Annotated in this window: 25 protein-coding genes and 1 pseudogene; 6 read left to right on the top strand and 20 right to left on the bottom strand. The window is 68.1% G+C overall.

Going from position 1 to position 26,427, the window contains the following annotated elements:
• From AB0J09_RS22175 to AB0J09_RS22165, 3 genes and pseudogenes are all read left to right on the top strand, one after another.
• Positions 1 to 299, top strand: a pseudogene (locus AB0J09_RS22175) (hypothetical protein); the annotation flags it as partial.
• Entirely contained in the window at positions 296 to 967 is a 672-nt protein-coding gene (locus tag AB0J09_RS22170; protein WP_360693989.1) for a hypothetical protein, read from the top strand. The pseudogene AB0J09_RS22175 and the gene AB0J09_RS22170, both read left to right, overlap by 4 nt.
• Before the next feature lie 46 nt (positions 968 to 1,013).
• Positions 1,014 to 1,712 carry an SGNH/GDSL hydrolase family protein gene (locus tag AB0J09_RS22165; RefSeq protein ID WP_360693986.1) on the top strand — a complete coding sequence of 233 codons (699 nt, stop codon included), beginning with the start codon at positions 1,014 to 1,016 and terminating at the stop codon, positions 1,710 to 1,712.
• A gap of 243 nt (positions 1,713 to 1,955) precedes the next feature.
• Here AB0J09_RS22165 and rlmN read toward each other — a convergent pair whose 3' ends face one another.
• A complete protein-coding gene (gene rlmN, locus AB0J09_RS22160) occupies positions 1,956 to 3,056 on the bottom strand; it encodes a 23S rRNA (adenine(2503)-C(2))-methyltransferase RlmN (protein WP_360693983.1) in 1,101 nt (366 codons plus the stop codon).
• A 107-nt stretch (positions 3,057 to 3,163) separates the two neighbouring features.
• On the opposite strand from rlmN, the gene AB0J09_RS22155 reads away from it, so the two are divergent.
• On the top strand, positions 3,164 to 4,186 hold the full coding sequence (locus AB0J09_RS22155; protein WP_360693980.1) for a suppressor of fused domain protein: 1,023 nt from the start codon (positions 3,164 to 3,166) through the stop codon (positions 4,184 to 4,186).
• Here the strand turns inward: AB0J09_RS22155 and AB0J09_RS22150 are convergent, their stop codons facing one another.
• The 6 genes from AB0J09_RS22150 to AB0J09_RS22125 all read right to left on the bottom strand — a co-directional run bounded on the left by AB0J09_RS22150 (position 4,187) and on the right by AB0J09_RS22125 (position 10,228).
• A complete protein-coding gene (locus AB0J09_RS22150) occupies positions 4,187 to 5,026 on the bottom strand; it encodes a phosphatidate cytidylyltransferase (RefSeq protein ID WP_360693977.1) in 840 nt (279 codons plus the stop codon).
• Between the two features lie 203 nt (positions 5,027 to 5,229).
• Complete coding sequence (frr, locus tag AB0J09_RS22145) at positions 5,230 to 5,787, bottom strand: ribosome recycling factor (protein ID WP_360693974.1); 558 nt, start codon at positions 5,785 to 5,787, stop codon at positions 5,230 to 5,232.
• 43 nt (positions 5,788 to 5,830) lie between these two features.
• A complete protein-coding gene (gene pyrH / locus AB0J09_RS22140) occupies positions 5,831 to 6,529 on the bottom strand; it encodes a UMP kinase (protein WP_360693998.1) in 699 nt (232 codons plus the stop codon).
• Between the two features lie 224 nt (positions 6,530 to 6,753).
• Entirely contained in the window at positions 6,754 to 7,587 is an 834-nt protein-coding gene (gene tsf / locus AB0J09_RS22135) for a translation elongation factor Ts (RefSeq protein ID WP_360693971.1), read from the bottom strand.
• Between the two features lie 522 nt (positions 7,588 to 8,109).
• Complete coding sequence (gene rpsB, locus AB0J09_RS22130) at positions 8,110 to 9,057, bottom strand: 30S ribosomal protein S2 (protein WP_360693967.1); 948 nt, start codon at positions 9,055 to 9,057, stop codon at positions 8,110 to 8,112.
• 592 nt (positions 9,058 to 9,649) lie between these two features.
• A complete protein-coding gene (locus AB0J09_RS22125) occupies positions 9,650 to 10,228 on the bottom strand; it encodes a helix-turn-helix domain-containing protein (RefSeq protein ID WP_360693964.1) in 579 nt (192 codons plus the stop codon).
• A 101-nt stretch (positions 10,229 to 10,329) separates the two neighbouring features.
• On the opposite strand from AB0J09_RS22125, the gene AB0J09_RS22120 reads away from it, so the two are divergent.
• Positions 10,330 to 11,871, top strand: coding sequence for an MFS transporter (locus tag AB0J09_RS22120; protein ID WP_360693961.1), 1,542 nt, complete (start codon positions 10,330 to 10,332; stop codon positions 11,869 to 11,871).
• 216 nt (positions 11,872 to 12,087) lie between these two features.
• Entirely contained in the window at positions 12,088 to 13,392 is a 1,305-nt protein-coding gene (locus AB0J09_RS22115; RefSeq protein WP_360693958.1) for a peptidoglycan DD-metalloendopeptidase family protein, read from the top strand.
• A 261-nt stretch (positions 13,393 to 13,653) separates the two neighbouring features.
• Here AB0J09_RS22115 and AB0J09_RS22110 read toward each other — a convergent pair whose 3' ends face one another.
• The 13 genes from AB0J09_RS22110 to rpsP form a co-directional block, all read right to left on the bottom strand.
• On the bottom strand, positions 13,654 to 14,586 hold the full coding sequence (locus tag AB0J09_RS22110) for a tyrosine recombinase XerC (protein ID WP_360693955.1): 933 nt from the start codon (positions 14,584 to 14,586) through the stop codon (positions 13,654 to 13,656).
• Between the two features lie 559 nt (positions 14,587 to 15,145).
• Positions 15,146 to 16,984, bottom strand: a complete 1,839-nt coding sequence (gene dprA / locus AB0J09_RS22105) for a DNA-processing protein DprA (RefSeq protein ID WP_360693951.1) — start codon at positions 16,982 to 16,984, stop codon at positions 15,146 to 15,148.
• 482 nt (positions 16,985 to 17,466) lie between these two features.
• The gene (locus AB0J09_RS22100) at positions 17,467 to 19,002 is read right to left on the bottom strand and encodes a YifB family Mg chelatase-like AAA ATPase (protein WP_360693948.1); all 1,536 of its coding nucleotides are present in this window, start codon (positions 19,000 to 19,002) and stop codon (positions 17,467 to 17,469) included.
• Positions 19,003 to 19,362 carry a YraN family protein gene (locus AB0J09_RS22095; RefSeq protein ID WP_360693945.1) on the bottom strand — a complete coding sequence of 120 codons (360 nt, stop codon included), beginning with the start codon at positions 19,360 to 19,362 and terminating at the stop codon, positions 19,003 to 19,005.
• An 867-nt stretch (positions 19,363 to 20,229) separates the two neighbouring features.
• The gene (locus AB0J09_RS22090) at positions 20,230 to 20,553 is read right to left on the bottom strand and encodes a DUF2469 domain-containing protein (protein WP_026215037.1); all 324 of its coding nucleotides are present in this window, start codon (positions 20,551 to 20,553) and stop codon (positions 20,230 to 20,232) included.
• A gap of 39 nt (positions 20,554 to 20,592) precedes the next feature.
• Positions 20,593 to 21,261 (bottom strand): ribonuclease HII, encoded by a 669-nt coding sequence (locus tag AB0J09_RS22085; protein ID WP_360693995.1) that lies wholly within the window; start codon positions 21,259 to 21,261, stop codon positions 20,593 to 20,595.
• Positions 21,262 to 21,313: 52 nt separating this feature from the next.
• A complete protein-coding gene (lepB, locus tag AB0J09_RS22080; RefSeq protein WP_360693942.1) occupies positions 21,314 to 21,910 on the bottom strand; it encodes a signal peptidase I in 597 nt (198 codons plus the stop codon).
• Complete coding sequence (gene lepB, locus AB0J09_RS22075; protein ID WP_360693940.1) at positions 21,910 to 22,770, bottom strand: signal peptidase I; 861 nt, start codon at positions 22,768 to 22,770, stop codon at positions 21,910 to 21,912. Before lepB (AB0J09_RS22075) ends, lepB (AB0J09_RS22080) begins: the two co-directional genes overlap by 1 nt.
• A 139-nt stretch (positions 22,771 to 22,909) precedes the next feature.
• Positions 22,910 to 23,272 carry a 50S ribosomal protein L19 gene (gene rplS, locus AB0J09_RS22070; protein WP_360693937.1) on the bottom strand — a complete coding sequence of 121 codons (363 nt, stop codon included), beginning with the start codon at positions 23,270 to 23,272 and terminating at the stop codon, positions 22,910 to 22,912.
• Between the two features lie 137 nt (positions 23,273 to 23,409).
• On the bottom strand, positions 23,410 to 24,189 hold the full coding sequence (trmD, locus tag AB0J09_RS22065; protein WP_360693934.1) for a tRNA (guanosine(37)-N1)-methyltransferase TrmD: 780 nt from the start codon (positions 24,187 to 24,189) through the stop codon (positions 23,410 to 23,412).
• A complete protein-coding gene (gene rimM, locus AB0J09_RS22060; RefSeq protein ID WP_360693992.1) occupies positions 24,189 to 24,689 on the bottom strand; it encodes a ribosome maturation factor RimM in 501 nt (166 codons plus the stop codon). The genes trmD and rimM overlap by 1 nt, the downstream gene beginning before the upstream one ends.
• Positions 24,690 to 24,754: 65 nt before the next feature.
• Positions 24,755 to 25,000, bottom strand: a complete 246-nt coding sequence (locus tag AB0J09_RS22055) for an RNA-binding protein (protein ID WP_113699978.1) — start codon at positions 24,998 to 25,000, stop codon at positions 24,755 to 24,757.
• A 1-nt stretch (position 25,001) separates the two neighbouring features.
• Positions 25,002 to 25,442: a 30S ribosomal protein S16 gene (rpsP, locus tag AB0J09_RS22050; RefSeq protein WP_360693930.1), complete on the bottom strand. Its 441-nt coding sequence runs from the start codon at positions 25,440 to 25,442 to the stop codon at positions 25,002 to 25,004.
• Positions 25,443 to 26,427 lie beyond the last annotated feature (985 nt).

Here is a 26,427-nt window from a genome sequence, read left to right as displayed (position 1 = left end):
AGGCGCTGCCCTCGGTCGCCGCCGAGGTGGCGGGCCGCGGCGGCATCGTCATCGTCAGCGACCACCAGGGCGGCCTGCGCTCTCTTCCCGCCGTCCGGCACTGGTCGCTGGTGGACGGCCACCTCAAGGAGAGCACGGCGGCACCCCGCCTCGAACCGTCGGCAGGAATCGCCACCGTCTCCCAGGAGAGCCGGGAGGCGGTCGTCGCCGTCACCGTACCCGCGGCCGAGCTCCACAACTTCCTCACCAGGATGCGCGGCGAGGGCTACCAGGCCCGCGAGATCGAGGAGACCGGATGATCGCCCTGGCCGCGTTCCGCCTGGCCGCCTACGTCCGCTCGCACCGTGTGTACCAGGCGCTCCTCCTGGCCCTGGCCCTGATGGCGATCGTCTACGGCAGCCGGGCGCCGAAGGGAGCGGAGGCCTCCGTGCTCACGGACGGCGCCGTACTCATCATTCCCGTCCTGGCCTGGGCCGCGAGGAGCCTCCTCGACACCGAGCCCGACCAGCAGCGCGAGATGTCCGCGATCCAGGCGGGCGGCCGGGGCAGGGAGGTGGCGGCAGGGCTGGTGGCGGCGTTCGCGACGTGTACGGCGCTCGCGGCGCTCAGCCTGGGCTGGGCTCTCCTTCTCGGCGTCAGCCAGGCCCCGACGGCCGGCGTGCTGACCGCCGTGCTCGTCCTGCACGCTCTGGCCACGCTGACCGGAACCGCGCTGGGCGCGCTCACCAGTCGCGCGGTCGTCAGCTCCCCTGCCGTCTCGATCATGGCGCTGCTGCTCGGGTTCCTGGTGATGCTGCTGCTCAGCGCCTCGTCCCTGCACTGGCTCACCGTGCCGCTCATCGCCTGGATGAAGGCGGCGAACGCAGGTCACCTCCTCGACCAGCTTCCCGAGCTCGCCTCCGTCTCCCTGATCTGGTGCCTGATCGGCCTCGGGGCGTACGTGTGGCTCCGGCGTAGGGTAGGTTAGTGAGCACTCACCCACCCTAGAGGAGGCAACGGTGAAGGTGATCTGCATGGGTGACAGCATCACCCGCGCACAGGTGAGCGCCGACTACGTGGCCATGCTCCGCGCGCGGCTGCCCGAGGCGACCGTGGTCAATGCCGGGGTCAACTACGAGCCGTCCTCGGAAACGGTGAAGCGGCTCGACGACGTCGTCGGACAGGACCCGGACGTGGTGACCGTACTGATCGGCACCAACGACGCGAACTTCACGCTCAGCCCGAAGCTCGCCCAGACGCTACGCAAGCGTTGGAAGCTCTCGGCGGACCCGACCCCGGAGAGCTACGCCGCCAACCTCACCACCATCGCCAGGAGGCTGCAGGACCAGACGATGGCCCGGGTGGCGCTGCTCTCCCTGCCGGTCATCGGCGAGGACCTCGGCTCGGTCCCGGTGCGGCGGACGGCCGAATACAGCGCGATCGTCCAGCAGGTCGCGGCTGACGAGGGCATCACGTATCTGCCGCTCAACGAGCGGATGACCGCGTACCTGGAGGAGCAGGGCCGGACGCCTGGCACCCACTACCAGGAGCTAGGCCGGCTGGCGCAGACCGCCGCGATCCAGCACTTCCTGCTTGGCCGCAGCCTGGATGCCATCTCCAAGAGTCGCGGCCTCCAGCTCACCACCGACACCGTTCACCTGAACGGCCGGGGCGCTCGCATGGTCGCCGACCTGGTCGAGGGTTTCGTCACCCACTCGATAGCCCACCACTGACCGTTCGCGGCCCGTCCCCCGGGAAGCGCACCCCTGCGGCCCCATCCGTCTCGCGGCGGATCCACGCGCACTCCCTGAGAAAGGGCCCACCCGACCGGCTTCACGGTGGGGGCCTGTCCATCCCTCCGGAGCCCTCCCAGGGCCTCAGCTACGCGCCCAGGAGCTCCGGAGCCCTTCCCTGGGCCTCAGCCACGCGCCCTCAGGAGCGGGGCTGTGGCGGAGTGGTCGGCGTGGGCGCGGGGGCTACTCGGCGGCGGCGAGTTGGCCGCAGGCGCCGTCGATCTCGCGCCCGCGCGTGTCGCGCACCGTCACCGGCACACCGTGGAACTCCAGCCGTCGCACGAACGCCCGCTCGTCCTCGGGCCGGGAAGCCGTCCACTTCGACCCGGGCGTCGGATTGAGCGGAATCAGGTTGACGTGCACGAGCTTGCCGCGGACCAGCTTGCCGAGCAGGTCGGCCCGCCACTCCTGGTCGTTGATGTCCTTGATCAGCGCGTACTCGATCGAGATGCGCCGCTTGGTCTTCGCCGCGTACGCCCAGGCGGCGTCGAGGACCTCGGACACCTTCCACCGCGTGTTGATCGGCACCAGCGTGTCACGCAGCTCGTCGTCGGGCGCGTGCAGCGACAGCGCCAGCGTGACAGGCAGCCCCTCGTCGGCGAGCTTGCCGATCGCGGGCACCAGCCCGACCGTGGAGACGGTGACGCCGCGGGCCGAGATGCCGAGTCCGTGCGGCGCGGGCTCCACCAGCCGGCGGACCGCCCCGATCACTGCCTTGTAGTTGGCCAGCGGCTCCCCCATGCCCATGAACACGACGTTGCTCACCCGCCCCGGCCCGCCGGGCACCTCTCCGGCCGCCAGCGCCCGGGCCCCGGCCACGACCTGCTCGACGATCTCGGCGGTGGACATGTTGCGGGTCAGCCCTGCCTGGCCGGTGGCGCAGAACGGGCAGTTCATGCCACAACCGGCCTGCGACGACACGCACATCGTGACCCGGTCGGGATAGCGCATGAGCACCGACTCCACCAGCGCCCCGTCGAACAGCCGCCACAGCGTCTTACGCGTCGTGCCCCTGTCGGTGGTCAGCTCCTTGACCGAGGTGAGCAGGTCCGGCAGCAGCTCGGCGAGCTTCTCGCGGGAGGCCGCGGGCAGGTCGGTCATCGCGCCGACGTCGGCGGTGAGGCGCTCGAAGTAGTGGCGGGAGAGCTGGTCGGCGCGGAACGCCTTCTCGCCCAGCTCCGTGACCGCGGCCCGCCGGTCGGCCATCGACAGGTCGGCCAGGTGCCGTGCGGGCTTGGCCCGCCGGGGCGCGACGAAGGTGAGCTGGCCTGGAGGCTGGGACACGTTCCTGCCTTTGCTTGAGGGGCTGTCAATCAGGGTAATGAACGCTCGGATCGGAGGTGACATTCCTGCTCGCGTCATGGTCACCGCCCGATCTACAGTCATCTCGTATGGCGATTTTTCGGTCGGCATCTGGCGAGGGTGGCGCCGAGGTCGTGCTCGCCGCCGGCAACCCGTACGGTAGCCGGACGCTCGTGGTCGAGCGGGACGAGGACTCCTCGGTAGCTTACCTGTGCTCGCCCGACGGCACGGTTCATGGCGCCGTCTGGCTGGCCAACCATCGCCCCGCCCCCGCCCTGGTGGATCTGGCCAGGATCAACGCCGGCCTGCCGCCGCTGATGCCCAGGGCCAACACCGCCCATCCGGACGGCCGGAGGCCGCTCGGGCAGCTCACCGCGCTGTGGTTCGAGGAGGGGGACGGGGTCGCCCTGTACGAGGACGACGACCTGCTGGCGGTCATCCCCGGCTGGGCCGACATGAGCAGAGGCATGCCCGGTTACGCCCGTGACGCGGTGGGCGAGTCGCCGTTCGCCTGGGCGCTCTCGGAGGCGCTCGAAGGACTGCGGCCCCGCATCTCCAACGCCAGGTCCTACTGGCGCTGGCGGCACAGCGAGGGGTCGTGGCCGTCGTTCCAGCAGTTCGTGATGGGCCATCTGGACCGGGTGCTGGGGCCGGCGGGCAGGTACTGGGACGCCAGCGGCGAGCGGCTGCCGACCGTCGGGATCACCGAGCGTCCGCCGCGCCAGGGCCGCGATTTCACCGTGCTGTCCACGGTCGGGATGAGCTGCCAGCGCATGCCGACGGTCGAGCAGTGGATCGACAAGCCGGGCGCGTACGCCAGGATCGAGCTGGCCGTGGCCACCCGCGAGGACCCCCGGGACGCGGCGCTGCTGCTGGTGTGGCTGTCGCAGTATCCGTGGCACTCGGTCACGTGGCTGGGCCACGGGCACACGGCGAAGTGGTATCACGAACCTTCGACGTTCCCGCTGGGGCCGCGGTATTCGGGCGTCCTGATGCTGGCCAACGCACCCCACATGCCCGACATGTCAGGATTCGCGTTCGGCGGGGAGGCCGTACGGTGGCTCTGGCTCTCGCCGGTCACCAGCGAGGCCCTGGAGGCCCAGCACCATTGACTAGAAGAACAGTGTCATCAGCAGCCAGACGGGCACCAGCGTCGTCACCAGCGAGTCGAGCCGGTCCATCAGGCCGCCGTGGCCGGGCAGGATGGTGCCCAGATCCTTGATCCCGAGATCCCGCTTGATCATCGACTCGACCAGGTCGCCCACGGTCGCCAGCAGCGCCGCGAGCCCGCCGATCAGCGCCCCCTGCCAGATCGCGCCGTGCATCAGCCAGGTCACCAGCCATGCCCCGACCGCCGTGCACGCGACCACCGACCCGGCGAACCCCTCCCAGGTCTTCTTCGGGCTGATCACCGTCATCTTGTGCCGGCCGAACAGCACGCCCGCGATGTAGCCGCCGATGTCGCTGGCCACGGTCACCGCGATGAAGATCAGCACCCGGTGGTCGCCGTCCGCGGTACGCAGCAACAGGGCCGCGAACGCCGCGAGCATCGACGGATAGAACAGCGTGAACACCGAGGCCGTCGCGTCGCGCACGTAGCCCTCGGTCCCTTCGCTGAACATGCGCCAGATCAGCAGCACGAACGCGAACACCGCGAACGTGGCCAGCAGCCACATCGGGCCGCCCCAGTACGCCGCCGCCTGCATCGCCGCCATGCCCGCGACCACCGGCACGGCGGGCACCTTGATGTCGCGGGTCGCGAACGCCTTGGACAGCTCCAGCACGCCGACGCCCACGGCCGCGACGAGCACCAGGAGGAACAGCTCCTTGATCGTGTAGAGGGAGCCCAGGACGAGCGCGCCCAGCACCACGCCGACCGCGATCGCGGCAGGCAGGTTCCTTCCGGTACGGCTGCCGCCGCTCGAGCTGGTGCCAGCCGTACGGTTATTCACAGAGTTCTCCAAGAGCCACGGCCCCCGCCCCTTGGGCGAGGGCCGTAGGTGCAAGAGCCGCTACCTGCGGCGGCCCACAGAACGCGGCCCACCATAGGCGCACAACTGCCACCCGCGGCGGCTCGCTGAACACGACCCGCCATAGGCGCAAGACTGCCACCCGCGGCGGCCCGCTCCACGCGGTCCACCCTGCGGCGTGCCGCTCAGACTTCGAGCAGCTCGGCTTCCTTGTGCTTGAGCAGCTCATCGATCTTCGCGACGTGCTTCTGGGTGAGGTCGTCGAGCTCCTTCTCGGCCCGCCTGACCTCGTCCTCCCCCGCCTCGCCATCCTTGATCATCTTGTCGAGGATCTCCTTGGCGGAGCGGCGGATGTTGCGTACCGACACCTTGGCGTGCTCGCCCTTGTTCCTGGCGACCTTGATGTACTCCTTGCGCCGCTCCTCGGACAGCTCCGGGAACGTCACGCGGATCACCTGACCGTCGTCGGTGGGATTGACGCCGAGGTCGGAGTCGCGGATGGCCTTTTCGATGGCGCCCATCGAGCTCTTGTCGTAAGGCTGGATGAGAACCATGCGCGCCTCCGGCACATGGAACGACGCCAGCTGCTGGATGGGCGTCGGCGTGCCGTAGTACTCAGCGTTGATCTTGTTGAACATCGAGGGGGTGACGCGGCCCGTACGGATCGTCGCGAAGTCCTCCTTCGCGACCGAGACGGCCTTGTCCATTTTTTCCTCGGCTTCGAGGAGGGTTTCGTCGATCACAGCGGCTCCCTGTCTTCTAGCTGGCGGTGTCGGGCTCGCTCCCTCATTTGCCTGTGGGACTCACCAGCGTGCCGATTTTCTCACCGCGTACCGCTCGCAGGATGTTGCCCTCGCCCATGAGGTCGAAGACCACGATCGGCAGATCGTTGTCCTTGCACAGGCTGATCGCGGTGGCGTCCATGACCGCGAGGTCGCGGAGCAGCACCTCGCCGTAGTCAAGATGGTCGAACCTGACCGCGTCTGGATTCTTCCGTGGATCGGAGTCGTAGATCCCGTCCACCTGCGTCCCCTTGAGCAGCGCCTCGGCGCCGATCTCCAGGGCTCGTTGGGACGCCGCGGTGTCGGTGGAGAAGAACGGCGAACCGAGCCCGGCGCCGAAGATGACCACGCGGCCCTTCTCGAGGTGCCTGATCGCGCGGCGCGGCAGGAACGGCTCGGCCACCTGCTGCATCGTGATGGCGGTCTGCACGCGCGTCTCGACGCCCCGCCGTTCGAGGAAGTCCTGGAGGGCGAGGCAGTTGATGACCGTGCCGAGCATGCCCATGTAGTCAGCCCTGGCGCGGTCTATGCCTCCTTGCGACAGGGTGGCGCCGCGGAACATGTTGCCGCCGCCGACCACGACCGCGACCTGCACGCCCTCCTTGACCGCCTCGGTGACCGAGTCGGCCAGGTGATCGACGACCACCGGATCGATGCCCAGCGGCTCGCTCCCGGCGAACGCCTCTCCTGACAGCTTCAGCATCACCCGCTTCCACCTCAGCGGGCTGTTCGGGATTTGGGATGAGGAAGCCGCCGTCCGTGTGGATTCGTGGGCTGGCTCCCGGTGGTCCTGCACGGCGGCGGCCTCCTTCGTTCGGTGGGTCGGTAGAGCTGGTGGCTTTGTCACTTGCCTGAGCCGATGGCTTGCCTCAGCTGATGGGCTCTGCCCGGCTGACTGCTCGCCCTGGCTGGTGGGCTTGACTAAGCCTAAGCCTGACCGACCTTGAAGCGGACAAAGGCTTGCACCTCGACGCCGTTCTCCTCGGCGTACTTGCCCACGCTCTTCTTGTTGTCCTTGACGAAGGCCTGCTGGAGGAGCGTGAAGTCCTTGTACCAGCCATTCACGCGGCCCTCGACGATCTTGCCGATGGCGGCCTCCGGCTTGCCCTCCTCGCGGGTCATCTCCTCGAAGAGCTTGCGCTCCTTGTCGACGACCTCGGCGGGCACGGCGGCGGGCTTGAGGTACTGCGGGGCCATCGCGGCGGCGTGCTGCGCGATGTCCTTGGCGACCTCGGAGTTCGGCTTGTCGAGCTGGACCAGCACGCCGACCGCCGGGGGCAGCGCCGGGTCGGTCTTGTGCATGTAAGCACCGATGTAGCCGCCCTCGAGCACCGCGAACCGGCGGATCTCGATCTTCTCACCGAGCGCGGCGTTGGCGACGTCGAGGTGCTCCTTGACGGTCTTGCCGTCGAAGGACGACTCGAGCAGCGTCGCCACGTCGGCGGGCTTGGTCTCGAGGATGTGCGCGACCACCTGGCCGGCAAGCTCCTGGAAGCGCTCGCCCTTGGCCACGAAGTCCGTCTCGCAGTTGAGCTCGAGCAGCGCGGCCGCGGAGTCGTCCTCCTGCTTGAGCGCGACGAGGCCGTTGGAGGCGGTGCGCGCCTCGCGCTTGCCCACGTCCTTGGCGCCCTTGAGGCGCAGCAGCTCGATCGCGCGGTCGAAGTCGCCCTCGGACTCTTCCAGCGCCTTCTTGCAGTCCATCATGCCGGCAGCGGTGATCTCGCGAAGCCGCTTGACATCGGCCATGTTCACGGAAGCCATTGCTTTTTCCTTGTGGGATTTCGTCGTCGTCGTGGATCGGGTGGGCACCGGAGTCCGTTCGCCCACCCTGTGTCTGGTACGGCAGGCGCTTGCCGTACGGAAGCCTTTGTCTTGCGTCAGCCTTGGTCTTGCTTCTGGGGCCGGCTCGCCTGGCATACTGCCCAGCCTCACCCTGCCTTACCATCCTGGACCGACAGCGCCTAGCACCAGCGCCACCCGGCCCAGCAGCCCGACCCGGCCCGACCAGCGCGCCCGATCCAGGCCCAGCAGGACGGACCTTCGCCCGGAGAGCCTCCACCCAGCAGGACCGCGACCCTCGCCCGGCGAGTGTCCGCCTAGCAGGGCCGTAGCCCCTTGCCTGGCAGTTGGAGCCGTCCCTTGCCCGACATCCGCCGGGTCAGGGAGACCCCTTGCCGTGCTGTACACCGGGTCCGAGACCCGCGCCCTACCAGGTGTGGAACACTCACCCCACCTGGCCGGCACGGGCCCGTACCCGGGCGCCTGCGGACCGGAACCTCGGCCTCAGGCCTGCTGCTCGGTGTCGCCCTCGGCAGCGACGGCCTCAGGGGCAGCGGCCTCAGGAGCAGCGACGGCCTCAGGAGCAGCCTCAGCCGTGGCCTCAGGAGCCTCAGCAGGAGCCTCAGGAGCGGCCTCAGCCGCGGGAGCGGGCGCTTCCGCCTCGGCCTGAGCCTCGCCGGTGCCCTGCTCGATGAGCTCGCGCTCCCACTCAGCCAGCGGCTCGGCGGCGGCCGGCTTCTCGTCACCGCGAGCGGCACCGGAGCGGGCCATCAGACCGGCCGCGACACCGTCGGCGACGACCCTGGTCAGCAGGCCGACGGCGCGGATGGCGTCGTCGTTGCCCGGGATCGGGTAGTCGACCTCGTCGGGGTCGCAGTTGGTGTCGAGGATCGCGACGACAGGGATGCCAAGCTTCTTGGCCTCGCTGATCGCGATGTGCTCCTTCTTGGTGTCGACGACCCACACCGCGCTGGGCACGCGGCCCATGTCACGGATGCCGCCCAGCGTGCGCTCGAGCTTGTCCTTCTCGCGGCGCCGCATGAGGAGCTCCTTCTTGGTGAGCCCCGAGCCCGCGACGTTGTCGAAGTCGAGCTCCTCGAGCTCCTTCAGCCGCTGGAGCCTCTTGTGCACGGTGGAGAAGTTGGTGAGCATGCCACCCAGCCAACGCTGGTTGACGTAGGGCATGCCGACCCGGGCGGCCTGCTCGGAGATGGCCTCCTGAGCCTGCTTCTTGGTGCCGATGAACAGAATGGTGCCGCCGTGGGCGACCGTCTCCTTGACGAAGTCGTAGGCGCGGTCGATGTACGAGAGCGACTTCTGCAGGTCGATGATGTAGATGCCGTTGCGCTCGGTGAAGATGAACCGCTTCATCTTCGGGTTCCAGCGCCGGGTCTGGTGACCGAAGTGAACGCCGCTCTCGAGCAGCTGTCGCATGGTGACGACGGGGGCCATGTGCTGGTCCTCCAGGTCTTGGCGCCCTGCGGAAGGGCGCGGTTCTCGGTTGTGCCGCGACAGCGCATAGTCTGCCGCCCTGATGCCCCGAAACCTCGCCAGCCGGGCACGTGGCCCGGACCGATGGCGCGGTCCGCAATGAGGCATGCGAAGTCGGCCTGTGGTCACAGGCCACCGAAAAGTCTACCTCCCACACCAGCCCAGCCTGACCGTCAGCCGTCAAACGGCCACCTCTCACCCCTCTGCCACCACACCGGCGCCATCACGATTACCCAGGCATCACACCAAGAGCCGCCACGCCACCGTGCAAGCCGCCCATGGGGCCTCGCGTGACCCTCGGCGTACTCGACGAAGAACACACCGACCCCGCGGCCAACTCCGGGACCGCACTCGACACACCCTCAACCCACCACCCCTGAAGCCAGGGAGCGGACCCGAACAGCCGGCGCGCACGACACACCCTCAACCCCCCAACATCAAAGTCGGGGCGGACCCGAACGGCCTACTTCGGCGCCACGCTCGACACGCCCCCATCCCACCAACGCGGTCAGCCGTCCGACCGACGGATCCAGCGAGCAGCCGGACGATCAGCTCAGCGCGCCGAGTCGTGATCCTCGGTAGGCAGCCCCTGCACCGGCCTCTTCGCCACGGGAAAGAGGTTGACCTGCACTTCGGCGACCCTGGCCCCGCTCGGCGCGTCCTTCACATCACGGTGGCGAGCGAGGTACGGCTCGATCAGCTTCTCGATCGACTCGTTGAGCCGAGCCATCTCTTCGGCGTCGACCCTGATCCGCGTACGGCTGAACCGGGTGACATCCCGCCACTCGGCGGAATCCCTTTCGACCTGGGCCAGCGCGCGATCCGCCTCTTCGTTGGCATCCCGGCGGAGCGCCAGCATCAACGACACCTTGGCATCCCGCACATCCGGTTGATCGCCGGGCAAGGACGCGACGCTGAGCTGCGCGTTCGCGGTCTTCCACAGCCGCTCCCTGCCGTCCCCCCGCGGCGGCGCGTCCTCAACGAACCCGTATTTGGCCAGCATGCGCAGGTGATAACTGGCGGCGCTGGGCGTGATCCCCGCGATCTCCGCCACTTCGGTGGCGGTAGCGCTCCCCTCGACGCCCAGCCGGCTGAGGATCATCAGGCGCGCCGGGTGGGCCAGCGCCCGCATCGCCTTGGGATCACTGAGCCCCTCACTCATGCGGCCAAGGGTACCTCGCCCCTAGATCTGAAGCATTGCTTTCATAACTATGAAGGGTTATCTTCACAGTTATGAAGCGTTCCCTTCACAACTCCAGCACATCCCCTCGCGCCACCCAGCACAACCTCGCCGCCCACGCCCGCAACCCAGAGCACGCCATCGAGACCCAGCACTGCGAACCGAACCACGAGCTCACCGCCCAGCTCCATCACCCCGGCCACAACCCGACCGCCCATGACCACAGCTCCAACGATCACAACCCCGACGCTGACATAAGCGACGTAAGCGACACAGGCTCAGCCGAACCACCCCCGCTCAGAAAGCAGCGCGACTACCGCCTCCTCTGGACGGCCCGCACCATCTCGGTCACCGGCTCAGAGGTGTCCAAGCTGGCCATCCCCCTGACCGCGGTGACCCTGCTGACCGCCTCCCCCTCCCAGATGGGACTGCTGACGGCCGCGGCCTCGGTGCCCGCTCTCCTGCTCGGCCTCCAGTCAGGCGCCATCGCTGACAGGCTCACCCGGCACCGGCCGCTGATGATCGTCTGCGAGCTCGTATCGTGCGCGGCCGCCGCCACGGTCCCCATCGCCTGGCTCCTCGGCTTCCTCAACGTCGGCTGGTTGATCACCGTGGCCCTGGTGATCGGCTCGGCCGGTGTGCTCTTCAAAGCGGCGAACTTCCCCCATGTAGCAGCAGTCGTCGCGCCCTCCCAGCGAACCGAGGCGATGGCCGGCTTCCATGCCTCCTACTCGGTGGCCTCGGTCAGCGGGCCCAGTCTGGCGGGTCTCTTGGTGCAACTCCTCACGGCCCCGCTGGCCGTACTCGCTGAGGCGCTGTCCTTCCTGACCTCGGCCCTCTTACTCCGCGCCATCCGGACTCCGGAGAAGAACGAGCCGGCAACCTCCCGAGGCATGTGGCGCGACGTCATGGAAGGTCTTCGGACCAGCGTCACCCACCCCGTCCTCCGCGCCCTCCTGGGTGCAGGCGTCACGATCAACTTCTTCGCGATGGCGTACACAGCCGTCTACATGCTCTACATGGTGAACACACTGAACATCCCCAAGGCCCTGATAGGCGTCCTCATCGCCTTGAGCGGCATCGGTGGCCTGGTGGGCGCCTGGGTCACGGCCCGCCTGTCCAAGCGTTACGGCGAGAACCGCATCCTGCTCTTCTCGGTGCTCTTCTTCCCCATCGAAATCCTCGCGGTAGGACTGCTGACCGGCCCTCTGTGGTGGAAACTCTCGCTACTCGCGCTAACCGGAACGATCACCGGCGGCATCGTCGTAGCCTTCGCCACCTGCATGGGCGCCATCGCCCTCCGCGAAACCACCCCAGAGCTCCGCGGCCGGGTGAACGCCACCATGACCTTCGCCGTGCAGGGCGTCCTAGCTCTCGGCGGCATAGCAGGAGGCGTCCTGGCCGAATTCCTCGGGCTACGCCCGATGATCCTCATCTGCGCGGCAGGCATAGCCCTGAGCGCCATCTGGATCTGGACGTCTCCCCTGCGCCCGCACCATCGACGCCCCGCGCCCACAACGACACCAGGCATCGACCCCACGTCGCCTCAAGACGTGGATTCCTGGATCACTTCCAAGCGCCGTTCAATCCTCTAACCACATCAACCGCCTGCCGCAGCCGCCCAAGCTCACTGTCACAACCGTCACCGACCTGTACGACCCAGCGTCCGGCAGCCCCATCATCGCAGCTCTTCATCCGCGCCCAGGCCATCACCCATCGAGTTATCCACAGGCCATCAACTGCGCCTCGCTCCATCCACAGAATCCCGTTCGCCTCCCCGCCACCCCGGCGCGACCAACCACACTCGCGCCATGAACTCCCACCGAAACCCCACCCCAACACCCCACCGGTCACCATCACCGACCCGCCACCCCTCAGCCACCCCCGTGCCTCCAAATGCCCATGGCCGACCCCACCCCGCGGCGCACAACACACACGCATCCACCCCCAACAACCACCCGCGCCTCCTCCACCTCCTGACGACAAGGCAGGAAGTCCACCCCCGCAGAACAACCCAGCCAGACCCATGCTCCCGCCCCGAGTTGCCCGTCCACCGACGCCTCAAGCCGACCAGGGGAGCCCTGGCAGCACTAACACTGCTCTTCGCCGTCGCGATGATCTTCTTCCCGGCTCTCCCGGCAAGAGCCTCTCCACCCACCTGGCGCTGGCCGTTGGACGGACACCCCCGCATCCTGCGCCCCTTCGCCCCACCGCCCGAGCCATGGCTCGCCGGACACCGCGGCCTCGACCTGGCCGCCCCTGCAGCCACCCCGGTCCTGGCGGCGGGACCGGGCACGGTTCGCTTCGCCGGCCCGGTAGCCGGAAGAGGGGTGATCACCATCGAGCACGAGGGCGGCCTCCGGACGACGTACCTCCCTGTCAAAGCGTCGGTACGCCGAGGCCAACCCGTCACCTCAGGATCCAGACTTGGCGTCGTAGAAGCCTCGACAGGTCACTGCCAGGAGTCCTGTCTGCATTGGGGCCTCCGACGCGGCACCCACTACCTCGATCCCCTCCTGCTCCTGGGCCACGCCCCCATCCGCCTCCTCCCCTTCTGGCCCATGAATCAGAACGCCTTCGGGCCAGTAGACGCGGACACTCTCGGGCAGCCGGCGGCCGGCAGCGAGATCACGCTGGCCCTCAGCCAGCACCAATCAGGATCCCCAACAGCTCCCCGCTCTCTCCCCCCAAGACATCCCACAGCCCTCGCCATGACCCCAGCAAAGCCAACCCTGACCACGAACGCCGCCAGCAATACCCCACCACCCCTTCACAACGGCCGGCCAACCCCACAACCACCACCCCCTCACGACGGCCTGCCAGTCCCACAGCAACCACCCCTGACGCCCCCGAACGCCACCCCGCCGACCGCCTCGAGGCAGCGACAGAGACCCGCCCCTCAGACCACGAACCTCGGTTTCCTGACTCGCTCAGCCTCCACTCCCACGACACCCGCCATCGCTCTGGGCGCACTGCTTGGGATAGCCCTCCTGATCACAGCCCTACGCCGCCACCGACGTACCCGGACGGCCCAGCACACGCAGAGAGGAGGCCAACACCGCAGGCACCGCCACAGAAGAAGGCCCCGAAAACACCGCCACCCGCCATCGCAATGAGAGGAGGAGGACTCACCAGCGAGCAAGGCCATCAACGCGAAGCCCAACGCCAGGACGACGATTTCCGCCCCTAGAGACGGCCGGCCTTACCTGGAAGGAATGCACCAACACCAAGACGCGAGCCAACGAGGTCGACCAGCACCAAGAAGGGACTGAAGAGAGCCAACAGCGAACTCGAAGATCGATCAGCGGCGCGCCCAGTCACCACCCCGGACCTCCCCAACCGCGGTAACGGTGCGACCTCTGCGCGAGTCCCAGCCATCAGGCCCTTGGATGCGCCTGCCGATACGCCGCCCTCAGACGCTCAATCGAGACATGCGTGTAGATCTGCGTGCTGTTCAGTGACGCGTGCCCGAGCAACTCCTGCACACTCCGCAGATCCGCACCGCCCTCGAGCAAGTGAGTCGCCGCGCTGTGCCGCAACCCATGCGGCCCCATGTCCGGCACCCCGTCCACCTGAGCCAGCCGCGCATGCACCACTCGCCGAACGGTCCCCGCATCGATGCGCCCACCCCGTACCCCAAGGAAGAGAGCAGCACCTGACCGAGCCCGCACCCACAACGGCCGCCCGTGAATGCGCCACCTGTCCACCGCCCGGAGAGCAGGCAACCCAAACGGTACAGATCGTTCCTTACGCCCCTTGCCCAGCACCCTGACGACGCGCCGATCCCGATCCACATCATCGACATCCAGCGCACACAACTCACTCACCCGCACACCGGTGGCGTACAGCAGCTCAAGGATGGCCTGATCCCGCAGTTCCTTGGGCTCCACAGTCGAAGGCACCTCCAGGACCGCCTGCGCCTGCTCCTGATCGAGCACGGAAGGCAACGGCCGTGCCGCCTTGGCGCTTCCCAGCAGCAATCCGGGATCCGCGCCCAGCCAACCGCGGCGATGGCAGTAAGCGGTGAAGGTACGAACGCAAGCGGTCCGCCGCGCCAAAGTAGCCCGAGCCTTCCCCGCGCGGTGCTGCTCAGCCAGCCACTCTCGCAGCACCCCGATGTCAAGCCCCTCGAGCCGCCCATCCACGTGATCAAGCAGCGAGTTCACGTCAGCCAGGTACGCCCGCACCGTATGCGGTGAAAGATCCCTCTCAAACCGCAGATGCCGACCAAACTCCGCCACCACTTCGTCCCGCCCAACACTCCAACTCATCCCCAAACCGACATCTCCCTCCGCACCCGAGATTCCCATCCACAGCTCCTCTCATGACCGCCCCTGACGACAGCCCCGTCAGCTGACTGCCTTCTCACAAGAAACACCCTCGCACCCTTACCAACGAAGTGCCCGGCGCGCGCAGTGACTTCGAATCGCCGCCACCTCACGAGCCACCGGCACCACCACCTCACAGAACCCCCACCCCAAGGACCGCCACACCGCCGCCCGCCGCCGCGAGAGACCCCACATCGCCGCTCGCCACCACCTCAAGGGACCCCAAGCCGCCGCCCGCCGCAACCAACAGGGACCCAAGCCGCCGCGCCGTCAGGCCAAGCTCCCGGACGTGACCGAACCAGCCCTCGTACGGGCGGAAACCCTCAGAGTCGGCCAGGCGTCGCCCCTCGGACCCTCGCCGAACACACCCCTCGAGCGAGCAGAGAGCCCCCTTGGGACCGGCTGGCCACCCCTCGTCTGACCGGATGCCCCATGCCCTAGCCAGCCCGAAGTCCTTCGGACCCACCCAGACGTCCTCCTCGGATGTGGATGTTCCTTGCTTAGCCTCAACGGCACTCCTCCCAGCTACGACCGGCCGTATCTAGGGGCGGAAGTCGTCGTCCGGGAATGGGGGGTCGTCGGTTGGGTCGAGCTCTGGCGTAGGTGGCGGTTCAAGGATCGCGGAGTCTGGGGCTTTGCGGTAGGAGGCCGCTTGCTTGTGCAGGCGCCAGCCGTTCGTGGTTCGTTCTATGTAGCCCGCGGCTGCTAGGCCGCCAAGAGCGCTCAAGGCGGTGTCCAGGCTTACGCCTGCGACGACCGCAATGGATGCCGGGCCTGCACCGCCTCGGGAGGGGATCGCGTCCAGGACCTTACGGGTGGTCTCGTTGAGTTTGTCTCTGGGGACCGCCGGGGCTCGGGTTTGAGGGGCCAGGTCGTCGCCTATCACGCCGACGAGGTCGATCATTTCCTCTGGTGAGGTGACGCATACGGCTTTGCGTTCGCGGAGGAGTTTGTGGCAGCCCGCTGACATGTTTGACGTGATCGGGCCGGGGACTGCGCCCAGGTGTCTGTTGAGGGACAGGGCGTGGGCAACTGTGTTGAGAGCGCCGCTGCGCAGGGCTGCTTCCACCACCACCGTGCCCCTCGACAGGGCGGCTATCAGGCGGTTTCTGATCAGGAAACGGGCTCGGGTGGGGTGGACGCCGGGCGGGCACTCGCTGACCACAACGCCCTGGCCTCTGGCGGCGGCGAACAACGTGTCGTGGCCCGCCGGGTAGCAGATGTCCACGCCGCAGGCCAGGACGACCACCGTCGGCGAGTCGCCGGCCAGGGCGCCTCGGTGGGCCGCGCCGTCCACGCCGTAGGCGCCTCCAGACACCACGGTCCAGCCTGACTCGCTGAGGCCTACGCCGAACTCGGCAGCGATGTGGGTGCCGTACGACGTGGCGGCTCTGGCCCCGACCACCGCGACGGATTTGAGGCAGGAGAAGCGGAGGTCGGCCGTACCATGGAGCCACAGGCCAAGGGGACGGCCGGCGCCCAGCTGGTCTAGTTGGGTGGGCCATTCGGGGCTGCCGGGAATGATCAATCTGGCTCCGGATTTCTCACCGGCTTCGAGGTCCGCTGCCGGGTTGGCGGCCGCCAAGCGGGCGTGCCAGGCGTTCAGGCGGGCGGCCAGGTCGGGGGCGCGGTCTTGCTGGGCTTCCCGGGCTCGTTGGGCCTCTTGGGCTGCGAACTCGGCCGGCAGGGCGCGTGCGCGAATCGCCTCCACTGCGGTTGGAGCGCCGTACTGCATTACCAAGCGACCCATGATCGGGTCCCCGACGTCAGCGGCCCTCATGAGAGCGGCTCTGGCCTCAGCCTCGGTCTGGGTCCGGGTCTGGGTCCGGGTCCGGGTCTGGGTCCGGGTCCGGGTCCGGGTCCGGGTCTGGGTCTGAGACTGGGTCTGGCGCTGGTGCTCTTGTTGGGTCTGGATCTCGGGTTGGGTCTGTGTGGGGTGGGGTTTGGTCTGTGTGGACTGGGGTTGGGTCCGCATGGAGATGTCCGCGCCTACGCCAATGCCAGCGGCAGTAGCGGTGTCCACGCCAATGCCCACGCCAATGCCCACGCCGGTGCCAATGCCCACGCCGGTGCCGGTGCCGATGGCGGTGCCGGTGCCGATGGCGGTGCCGGTGCCGATGCCGATGGCGGTGCCGATGGCGGTGCCGGTGCCGGTGCCGATGGCGATGCCGATGGCGGGGTGGGCGCCTATGCCGGTGGCGGTGCTGGTGTCTGCGCCGACGGCGGACGTGATACTGGTGGAGGTGGACGCGTCAATGGAAATGCCGGTGGAAGCGTCTCTAGGAGTGACGGTGCTGTCAGTGGTGCCGGCGCTGCTCCGGGTCGAGGTGGCTTCTGGGGAGCCGCCGGCAACGGCTCTTTCCGCAAGGACCCCTGTCACGCTGCCGTCCGATGCTGGGCTGGGCAGGGCCTCAGACGAAGTCGCGCCAGGGGCAGCGGCTGGTGAAGGCGCGGGATGCGCGTGTGCTTCTGAGGGTGGGGCGGACATGAGGCCTCCTATAGGGATGCAGGGCTGCTAGAGGTGGTGTGGGCCGCGACGCCAACTGGACCAGCTGCCGGGGACTCGGAACCTGTGAGACCGCGCGATGTGTGCTGGAGGGTGAGGGTCCAACCCGACGCGGGGTCCGAACGCGATCCAGGACTGAGCGCGATCCTGGGCGGTGCGCGATCCTGGGCGGTGCGCGATCCTGGGCGGTGCGCGAAGCAGCGCTGAGCACAACCCGACCGCGCCAAGCACCACTTGGCACGACGCCGGGGCTGGAGCAGGTGCCGGAACGGCTGGAGCAGGTGTCGGAACTCGGCCCCCGCGGGGGTTGCACCAGCTGCCGGGGCTTGATTGTTGGCGAGGGAGGGGTGTTGGCATCACGGCTGCACCCCGAGCCAGAAGCCGAGGGCGGCGTTGGTTTCGTCCTGCTCCGGGGCATCCTTGTCGGCCAGGTCGGCGAGGGTCCAGGCGACGCGTACGACACGGTCCAAGCCGCGGGCGGTGAGGGCGCCTGAGTCCAGGCAGGACGTCATGGGCTTCATGGCCTCGTTGGATGGGCGGTAGTCGGAATGGAGGAGGGACGAGGGGATTTCGGCGTTCGTACGCCAAGGGGTGCCGGTCAGGCGTTTGGCGGCTCGTTCGCGGGCCACGAGCACGCGTTCGGCCACTGTCTTGCTCGTCTCCACGAACTGGCGGTCAGCCAGGAGTTCGCGTCTGGACGAGCGGACCACGGTGACCTTCATGTCGATGCGGTCGAGGAGCGGGCCGGAGAGCCGGCCCAGGTAGCGGCGCCTGATCGTTGGGGTGCACCTGCAGGTCTCGCCCTGGTCTTCCGCCTGGGCGCAGGGGCAGGGGTTGGCGGCCAGCACCAGCATGAACCTCGCCGGGAACGTGACCGAGCCCGCCGATCTGGAGACCGTCACGCGGCCGGACTCCAGCGGCTGCCGCAGCGCGTCGAGGACGTGGCGGGGGAACTCCGGGGCCTCGTCCAGGAAGAGGACACCCCTGTGAGCGAGGGAGACCGCCCCTGGGCGCACGATCGCGCTCCCGCCACCGATGATCGCTGCTGACGTCGCCGTGTGGTGCGGAGCGACGAACGGGGGCCTGCTCATCATGGGTGCGTTGGGTGGCAGGACGCCCGCGACCGAGTGGATGGCCGTGACCTCCAGGGCGTGGTCGAGCTCCAGGTCCGGCAGGAGGGTGGGCAGGCGCTCGGCCAGCATGGTCTTGCCGGTGCCCGGTGGGCCGAGCATCCAGAGGTTGTGGCCACCTGCCGCACACACCTCAAGCGCCCGCCGGGCGACCGGCTGGCCCACCACGTCCGCCAGGTCCACCGTCGGGTCGGTGGTGCACCTGGACGGCTCCGCGTACTCCTCAACCCGAGGCTCCGGCGTGTCTTCGCCCTTGCGCAGCCATTCCACGAGCTGGCGCAGGTGCGCGACCGGGACCACCTTCACGTTGGGCACCAGGCTGGCCTCGGCTGAGTTCGCGGAGGGGACGACGACCGTGACGTCCCCATGTTTGGCCGCGCCGAGGATTGAGGGCAGCACGCCGCGTACGGGGCGTATACGGCCGTCGAGGCCGAGCTCGCCCAGGAAGAACAGCTCCGCGATGCGTTCGGCGGGGATCACGCCGGCGGCGCTCAGGATGGCCACTGCTACGGCCAGATCGAACTGGGACCCTCGTTTGGGGAGGCTGGCCGGGAAGAGGCTGACGATGATGCGGGCGTCGGGCCAGGGGTAGCTGCTGTTGACTGTGGCGGATCTGACCCGGTCGCGGGCTTCGCTGAGCGCTGTGTCGGGAAGGCCGATGAGGTGGATGCCTGCGAGGCCGTTGCCCACGTCGGCCTCGACCTCGACGGTGCGGCCCGTGACTCCGATCACGGCAACGCTGCGGGTGCGGGCCACGGCCATCTAGATCGCCCCCCGTACGTGGTTCAGGGCGAAGTCACCGGCGAAGCGCTCAAGGGCGATCACATCCACCCGTACGGCGTCGAACGTGCGCGGCTGCGTGGCCAGCCATTTGGCCGCGAGCATCCGAAGCCGGGCCAGCTTGGCCGGGCTCACGGACTCCAGGGCTGTGCCGTGGGATCTGCCGGATCGGGTTTTGACCTCGACGACGACCAGGTTGGGGCCGTCTTCGGCGATGATGTCGATCTCGCCGTGGCGGCAGCGCCAGTTACGGTCGATTATTTTCATCCCTTTGGCCTCCAGGTACGTCACGGCTACCTGTTCGCCTTGTTTGCCGAGCTCTAGGTCCTGCTTCGCGGCCATGTGCCACCTCCGTCGGTCCGCTCGTGATCCGGGCACTGACCTTCGCGGATGAGGGGTGGTGGAGGAGGGGCCGAACGGCGTTCTGGGGATGAAGGGCCTTGTTTACCGGTCGGTTGTGGATGGTGCGTCGAGAGCCAGAGGACTTGCGCCATGTGACAGGGGCTCAGTCATGGTGCGGGCTCGTGGGGCGCCAGCTCTTGCGGATGTGGGCGCTGACGCGGCAGAGGCGGCATGCGAGCGCCGGCTCGCCGGCTCGTAGCTCTAGAACGTGGTGCGCCGCCTACAGGCCTCGGGCATGCGGATCGCGGCCTTGAGGGGCTCAGGCATGCGGTGGAGCTCGGGAATGCAATGCGTGCCGCTGGCTTGGGACGGCGTGGGGCCCGCCCCGGTGAAACCGGGTGCCGGAATTGACGGCGGAAGCTCATGACGGCGCCTCCTGCGAGCACGCGAGGTCCTGAGCATGCGAAAGGGCCGGCGCCCATAGAGGGTGAAGGGCCCAAGAGGGCAAATGATGTGCGAGGGGCTGGTGCTCGGCGCGGGGCGAAGCGGGTGACCAGGGGCAGAGTGCCCGTCGGGAGCTCAGAGGGGCCGGTGCTCGGCGCGGGACGAGTGCCCAGAGGCGGAGTGCCCGTCGAGAGCCCGGCGCCCAGAGGGGCCGGTGCTCAGCGATGGGCGGGTGCCCAAGAGGTGCCGGTGCTCACCGGAAGGCCGGTGCTCACCGAAAGGCTGATGCTCAGAGGGAGAATGGGCGCCAGAGAACATCGGGTGCGCGTGAACGAACCAGCACCCACGAGGAGAAGGCAAAAGGCGCACGAAGGCCACGCTCCCCAGGGCGGAGAATTCCGAGGAGCCCCGGCACCTGGGCCGTTACCCCGAGAATCCCTCCTTGGGCATCTCCAGGTCCGCCTTGGCCAGTTCCTCCACGTTCACGTCCTTAAACGTGACCACCCGCACGTTCTTCACGAACCGGGCCGGCCGATACATGTCCCACACCCAGGCGTCCTGCATCTTCACGTCGAAGAAGACGTCGCCGTTCTCCGCGGTACGGACGTCGAGATCGACCGAGTTGGTCAGATAGAACCGCCGCTCAGTCTCCACCACGTATGTGAACAAACCGACGACATCCCGGTATTCGCGGTAAAGCTGCAGCTCCATCTCGGTTTCGTACTTTTCGAGATCCTCTGCGCTCATCGCGGTCCTCCTGTCGTACCGGTCCCCCGGTTCGCCTGGTCAGGCAACCCCGGCCCCCATTTCATTTTCACCCATCTCCCTCGCCACCGTGACGAAGGAGTAACGGTGATCAGGACACGGCCCGTGCGTTTCCAGCGCCAGCCGGTGTCCTGGTGTGACATACCCTTTGTGCTCCGCGAAGCCATACTGCGGGTAACGCCCGTCGAGCGCGACCATGAGACGGTCTCGAGTCACCTTGGCCACGATCGACGCGGCCGCCACGCAAGCAGCCACCTGGTCCCCCTTCCACACGGCCAGCGACGGCGCCGGCAGCCCCGGCACCGGGAAGCCGTCCGTCAAGATGTACTCCGGGTCACAAAGCAACTGTGCGACAGCTCGCCGCATTCCTGAAACGTTGCACTTGTGAAGACCTTTAGCGTCGATCTCCCCCGGCGGGATGATCACGATACCGACGTGGGAGACGCGCATGATCTGGTCGTAGAGGCGTTCGCGCACCGCCGGGCTCAGCAACTTGGAGTCGCCGAGGCCGTCGATCTGCCTGCGCAGGATCACGGCCGCGACGACGAGGGGCCCCGCACAGGCGCCGCGGCCGGCCTCGTCGACGCCCGCGATGGGGGTGAGGCCGCGGCGGGCGAGCGCCCGCTCATAGGCGTAGAGTCCGGAATCACGCCGGACGACGCTCGGTCGAGGGCGGAACGCAACTGTCATGACAGAGGCAGCGTACGCCCCATACGCTGCCAACCGCGACCGAAAGCGACCGCTACTTGACCTTGTCGAAAGTGTCGGGACGCGAGAAGAGATAGCCCCGCGACAGCGGCCAGTAACGCACCACGGCCTTGCCGATCACGTCGTTCTCCGAGATGAACCCGCTTCCGGGCTCCTCCATGTGGGCGCGCGAGTCGGCCGAGGCGCTGCGGTGGTCGCCCATCAGCCAGAGTTTCCCGGCAGGCACGGTGACGTCGAACTTGTCGCCGGAAGGGTAATCACCGGGGTAGAGATAGGACGCCTCGTCGAGCGGCGTGCCGTTGACGGTGATGCGCTTCTTGGAGTCGCAGCACACCACCTTGTCGCCACCGACGCCGATGACCCGCTTGATGGTGTCCTCGCCGCTGGTCCAGCCCTTGAACACCACGATGTCGCCGCGCTCGGGCTTGCCCGCGAGCTTGTTGACGAAGACCCGGTCGTTGATCAGCAGGGTGTTCTCCATCGACACGGACGGGATGTAGAACGAGCCGACCACGAACGCCTGCAGCAACAGCGCGATGCCCACGCCCAGGACCAGCAGCAGGACGGTCTCGCGGAAACCGCCCTTCTTCTTCTCTTTCCCCACGCCCTCCGCCTTCTTGGTGACGGCCATCAACGCCTCCTACCGCGCCAGCGGCGGCGAACCAGGACCAAGGGTACGACCAGCCCGAACCCGGCGACCAGCGGCACGGAGCCACCGAGCGCCTGGAGCGCGGGCTGCGCGAACGTGTCGGGGATGTCAATCGAGGTCGCCCGGTTGAACGGCCAGACGATCACGAAGGCGCGCCCGACAACCTGACTGACGGGGATGGAGCCGCCACCGGCATCTCCGGTGTGGGAGCGGGAGTCGAGCGAGACCGACCGGTGGTCGCCCATCACCCACAGCCGCCCATCCGGCACTGTGATGTCGAAGAACCTGTCGGACGGCACGTTGCCCGGATAGAGATAGCTCTCTTCGTCGATGGCCGTGCCGTTGACCGTGATGCGTCCCTTGGCGTCGCAGCACTTGACGTGGTCGCCTCCGACGCCGATGACCCGCTTGATGTAGTCCTTCTCGCCGGGCACGAGGCCGAACGCCGTGCCGACCCACCGGAAGAACCCCGCCACCGGGTTGGACGGCTCCTCCATCTGGAACTCACCGTCCCAGGAGTCGACGCCCGAGAACACCACCACGTCGCCGCGCTCGATGTCACGCGTGTGGTAGACGATCTTGTTGACCAGGACCCTGTCGTTTTTCAGCAGGGTGTTTTCCATCGACTCCGACGGAATGTAGAAGGCCTGGACCACAAACGTCTTGATGATCAGGGCCAGCACCAGTGCGACGACGACAAGAACGGGAAGCTCTTTCCAGAACGACCCCTTCTTCTCCTTTTTCCCGTCTGTTGCCGGCTTCTGAGTCTCTTCGGCGACCACGTCCACCTCGTCCTCGACAGGGCGGCGCGCAGCGCCGTGCTCCTGGCTCTCGCTAGTCATCGCTGACGAGCCTAGATGATGCGTCGGCTCGACAAGCCTCGACCGACGTTACACCCATGCACGAGTCGCTCCGCATAAAGGAAACGGCCTGTAAAGCCGAATGGCCCGCGGAAGGCGCGGGCCATCGGGAAAGACCAGGTTACTTCGCGGCCGTGGTCTCGCGCTTCTCGCGAATGCGAGCGGCCTTACCGCGGAGGTCACGCATGTAGTAGAGCTTGGCGCGACGGACGTCACCGCGGGTCAAGAGCACGATCTTCTCGATGACCGGGCTGTGCACGGGGAAGGTACGCTCGACGCCGACGCCGTAGCTGACCTTGCGGACCGTGAAAGTCTCGCGGGCGCCGCTGCCCTGCCTGCGCAGCACGAAGCCCTTGAAGACCTGGACACGGGAGCGGTTGCCTTCGACGACTCGTACGTGAACCTCGAGCGTGTCACCGGGGCGGAAACCCGGCACGTCGCTGCGCAGGGTCGCCTTCTCGAGCTCCTGGATCTTCGTGTGCATGAGAGCTGTCCTCAAGTCCTCGTAAGCACGCGGAGGTCCACCCGGCCGTGGCTCGCGGCGGACGCGCCTGCTGATGTGGTGAACCCGGGACCGTTTCCCGGGCATGACAGACCAACCAAATGATGGTCGGCAGCGATTCAGTTTGCCATATCTTCTGGCCCGACGCGAAACGAGAGCTCATCGAGGAGCTTTCTGTCGTGCTTGTCGAGCGTGTCGGGGTCGAGCGCCGCCGCCAGCTCTGGCCTGTTCAGAACGGTACGGCGTAGCGCCTGATCCCGCCGCCATCTGGCGACTTTCCCGTGATGCCCGGACAGCAGCACATCGGGCACCTCATGCCCCCGCCAGACGGGCGGCTTTGTGTAGACGGGACCTTCCACCAGATTCCTCATGGAACCGGGCGCGAAAGAGTCGTCCACGACCGACTGGGCGTTGCCGAGCACGCCGGGCAGCAGCCTGCCGACGGCCTCGACCATGACCAGCACCGCCACCTCGCCACCGGCCAGCACGTAGTCGCCGATGCTGACCTCGTCCACGCGCAGCCGCGAGCCGTACTCAGCGATGACGCGCGAGTCGATGCCCTCGTACCGCCCGCACGCGAACAGCAGCCACGGCTCCTCCGCCAGCTCCTGAGCCAGCTCCTGCGTGAACGGCCGCCCGCTCGGCGTCGGCACGATCATCCGCGGCGTGCCGTCCCCGATCAGGGAGTCGATGGCCTCGCCCCACACCTCGGGCTTCATGACCATGCCGGGTCCCCCGCCGTAGGGGGTGTCGTCCACGGTCTTGTGCACGTCGTGGGTCCAGTCCCGGAGCTGGTGTACGCGTACGTCGAGCGTCCCGCGCTCACGGGCCTTGCCGATCAGCGAGACGTCGAGCGGCGCGAAGTACTCCGGGAAGATCGTGATGATGTCGAGCCGCATCACAGCAGGCCCTCTGGCGGATCGACGACCAGCCGGCCCGCCTCCAGGTCGACCTCAGGTACCAGGGCCTTGACGAACGGGATGAGCGCCTCGTCCGCCCCGCTCCTCCGCACCACCAGGAGATCCTGGCCGTGGTGCAGGACGTCGGTGACCTCGCCCACGGGCTCCCCCGAGGCTGTCTCCACGGCCAGGCCGATGAGCTCGTGATCGTGGAACTCGTCGGGGTCGTCCGACGGCGCCACGTCGGCCGAGTCGATGACCAGCATGGTGCCCCGCAACTCCTCCGCCGCGTCGCGGTCGTGAACGCCCTCGAACGCCAGCAGCAGGATGTCCTTGTGCCAGCGGCGGCCCTCGATGACGAGCGGCCCCCTGTCGCCGGGATCCGTCGTGATCGACATGCCCACGGCGAAGCGCAGCTCAGGATCGTCGGTGAGCACCTCGACGGTCACGTCACCACGTACCCCATGCGGACGGCCTATCCGGCCGACGACCAGCTGCAACATGAACTCCTAACGCAAGCGCCCCCATCGGCCGGCAAAGCCGATGAGGGCGCAGAAACCTGACGCTAACGGACTGTTTCGTGCAGATCGAGTAGATCGACCCGTACGTACTTCCCGTCGGCCAGGGCGTTCACAACGGTGCGCAGCGCCTTGGCGGTGCGCCCGCCGCGTCCGATGACCTTGCCCAGGTCCTCGGGGTGCACCCGGACCTCCAGGACGCGCCCGCTGCGAATGCGGCGTGCGCGGACCCGGACATCGTCTGGATGTTCGACGATGCCCTTAACGAGGTGCTCGAGAGCCTCCTCGAGCACGTCAGGCCTCGCCCTCGGTCTGGGTCTCGGCGGGGGCCTCGGCCTCTTCCTTCTTCTTGGCCTTCTTCGGCGTGGTGGCCGCCGTGCCGGTGTCGCCACCGGACAGGGCCTCCTTAGCCGCGGCCTCGTAGAGGGCGTGACGGTCAGGCGCGGGCTCGGCCACCTTCAGCGGCGCCGGGGCGGGCTCGCCCTTGAACTTCTGCCAGTCACCGGTGAGCTTGAGCAGCTTGAGTACGGGCTCGGTCGGCTGCGCGCCGACACCCAGCCAGTAGGCCGCGCGCTCAGCGTTGACCTCGATGCGCGAAGGGTCTTCCTTCGGGTGGTACAGGCCGATCTCTTCGATCGCCCGGCCGTCACGCTTGGTGCGGCTGTCGGCGACGACGATGCGGTATTGAGCGTTGCGGATCATGCCGAGCCGCTTGAGCTTGATCTTGACTGCCACGGGTGTGGTCTCTCCTGCATTCGAGCGTGGGTGAACGGCATCTCGCCGAGTGGGGCACGACGGGACGACGCTCCAGGGACAGGCGCGTCCGGCGGGAGGTGAGAGGGCACCCGCCTGGTCACGATGTTCCAACATGCCATTGTGCCAGATCGACGGCACTGCCATCGACCTCCCTCTACGGCGCGCCGCGCCGCCCCTGCCCGAACGCCTCACGTCGGCTCGACACCGCCCGCGACCTGGTCGAACGCGCTGGCGAGGGTCTTTGCCCATGCTATCGAGGACTCGACCATCACAGTCCTCCGCACGGATGCGCACTCGGACGAGGGCGCGCACGGGCGCGGGGACGCGGTCGGTCGCAGCACGCGCACGGGCTGGCCACGCACGGGCTTGGGCGCGCACGGATGCGGACGTGGCCGGACGCAGGCCCCACGAGACGCAGCCGCATCGGGTCGGCGGGCGCCATTGGGCGGCGGCGTGTCCGGACCGGCGTTCGGGCAGTGGGCGGCTGGCAGGCTCTGAGGACGCGACGCACCCAGATGCAGGCGTGCTACAGCCCACAACCCGTGCGACCGTCGCAAAGGCGCCCACCAAGGGACGGCCACTCGCCAGGCATCGAGGGTGTGGTGTCGTCGATGTGGGCAGCCTAGGCAGAAGCCCGTAGCAGCGCCGGACCGCCGGGAGCCGGGATCAGCGCAGCGACGGCGCCAGGGACCGGGGCCCACGCAGCAGCGGCGACGCCAGGAACCGAAACCCACGCGGCGGCGGGCCGCCGGGAGCCGGGACCCACGCGGCGGCGGTGGGCCGCCGGGAGGTGGGACCCGGCGGCGGTTAGTTCTGGCCGGGCAGCCGGAGCTTGGAGGGGTCGAAGCCCGGAGGCAGCTCCATGCCGGGGGGCAGCTTGCCGCCCAGGTTGCCCAGCACGCCGCCACCCTGCTTGGGCTCGGCGGCCGCGGGACCGTCGGCGGCGGACTTGCCGAGGGCGGCC

It is taken from the genome of Nonomuraea sp. NPDC049784, assembly GCF_040659615.1.
Lineage (GTDB): Bacteria > Actinomycetota > Actinomycetes > Streptosporangiales > Streptosporangiaceae > Nonomuraea.
Note: the sequence above shows the minus strand (reverse complement) of the source record. Positions and strands in the feature narration are given on the sequence as shown.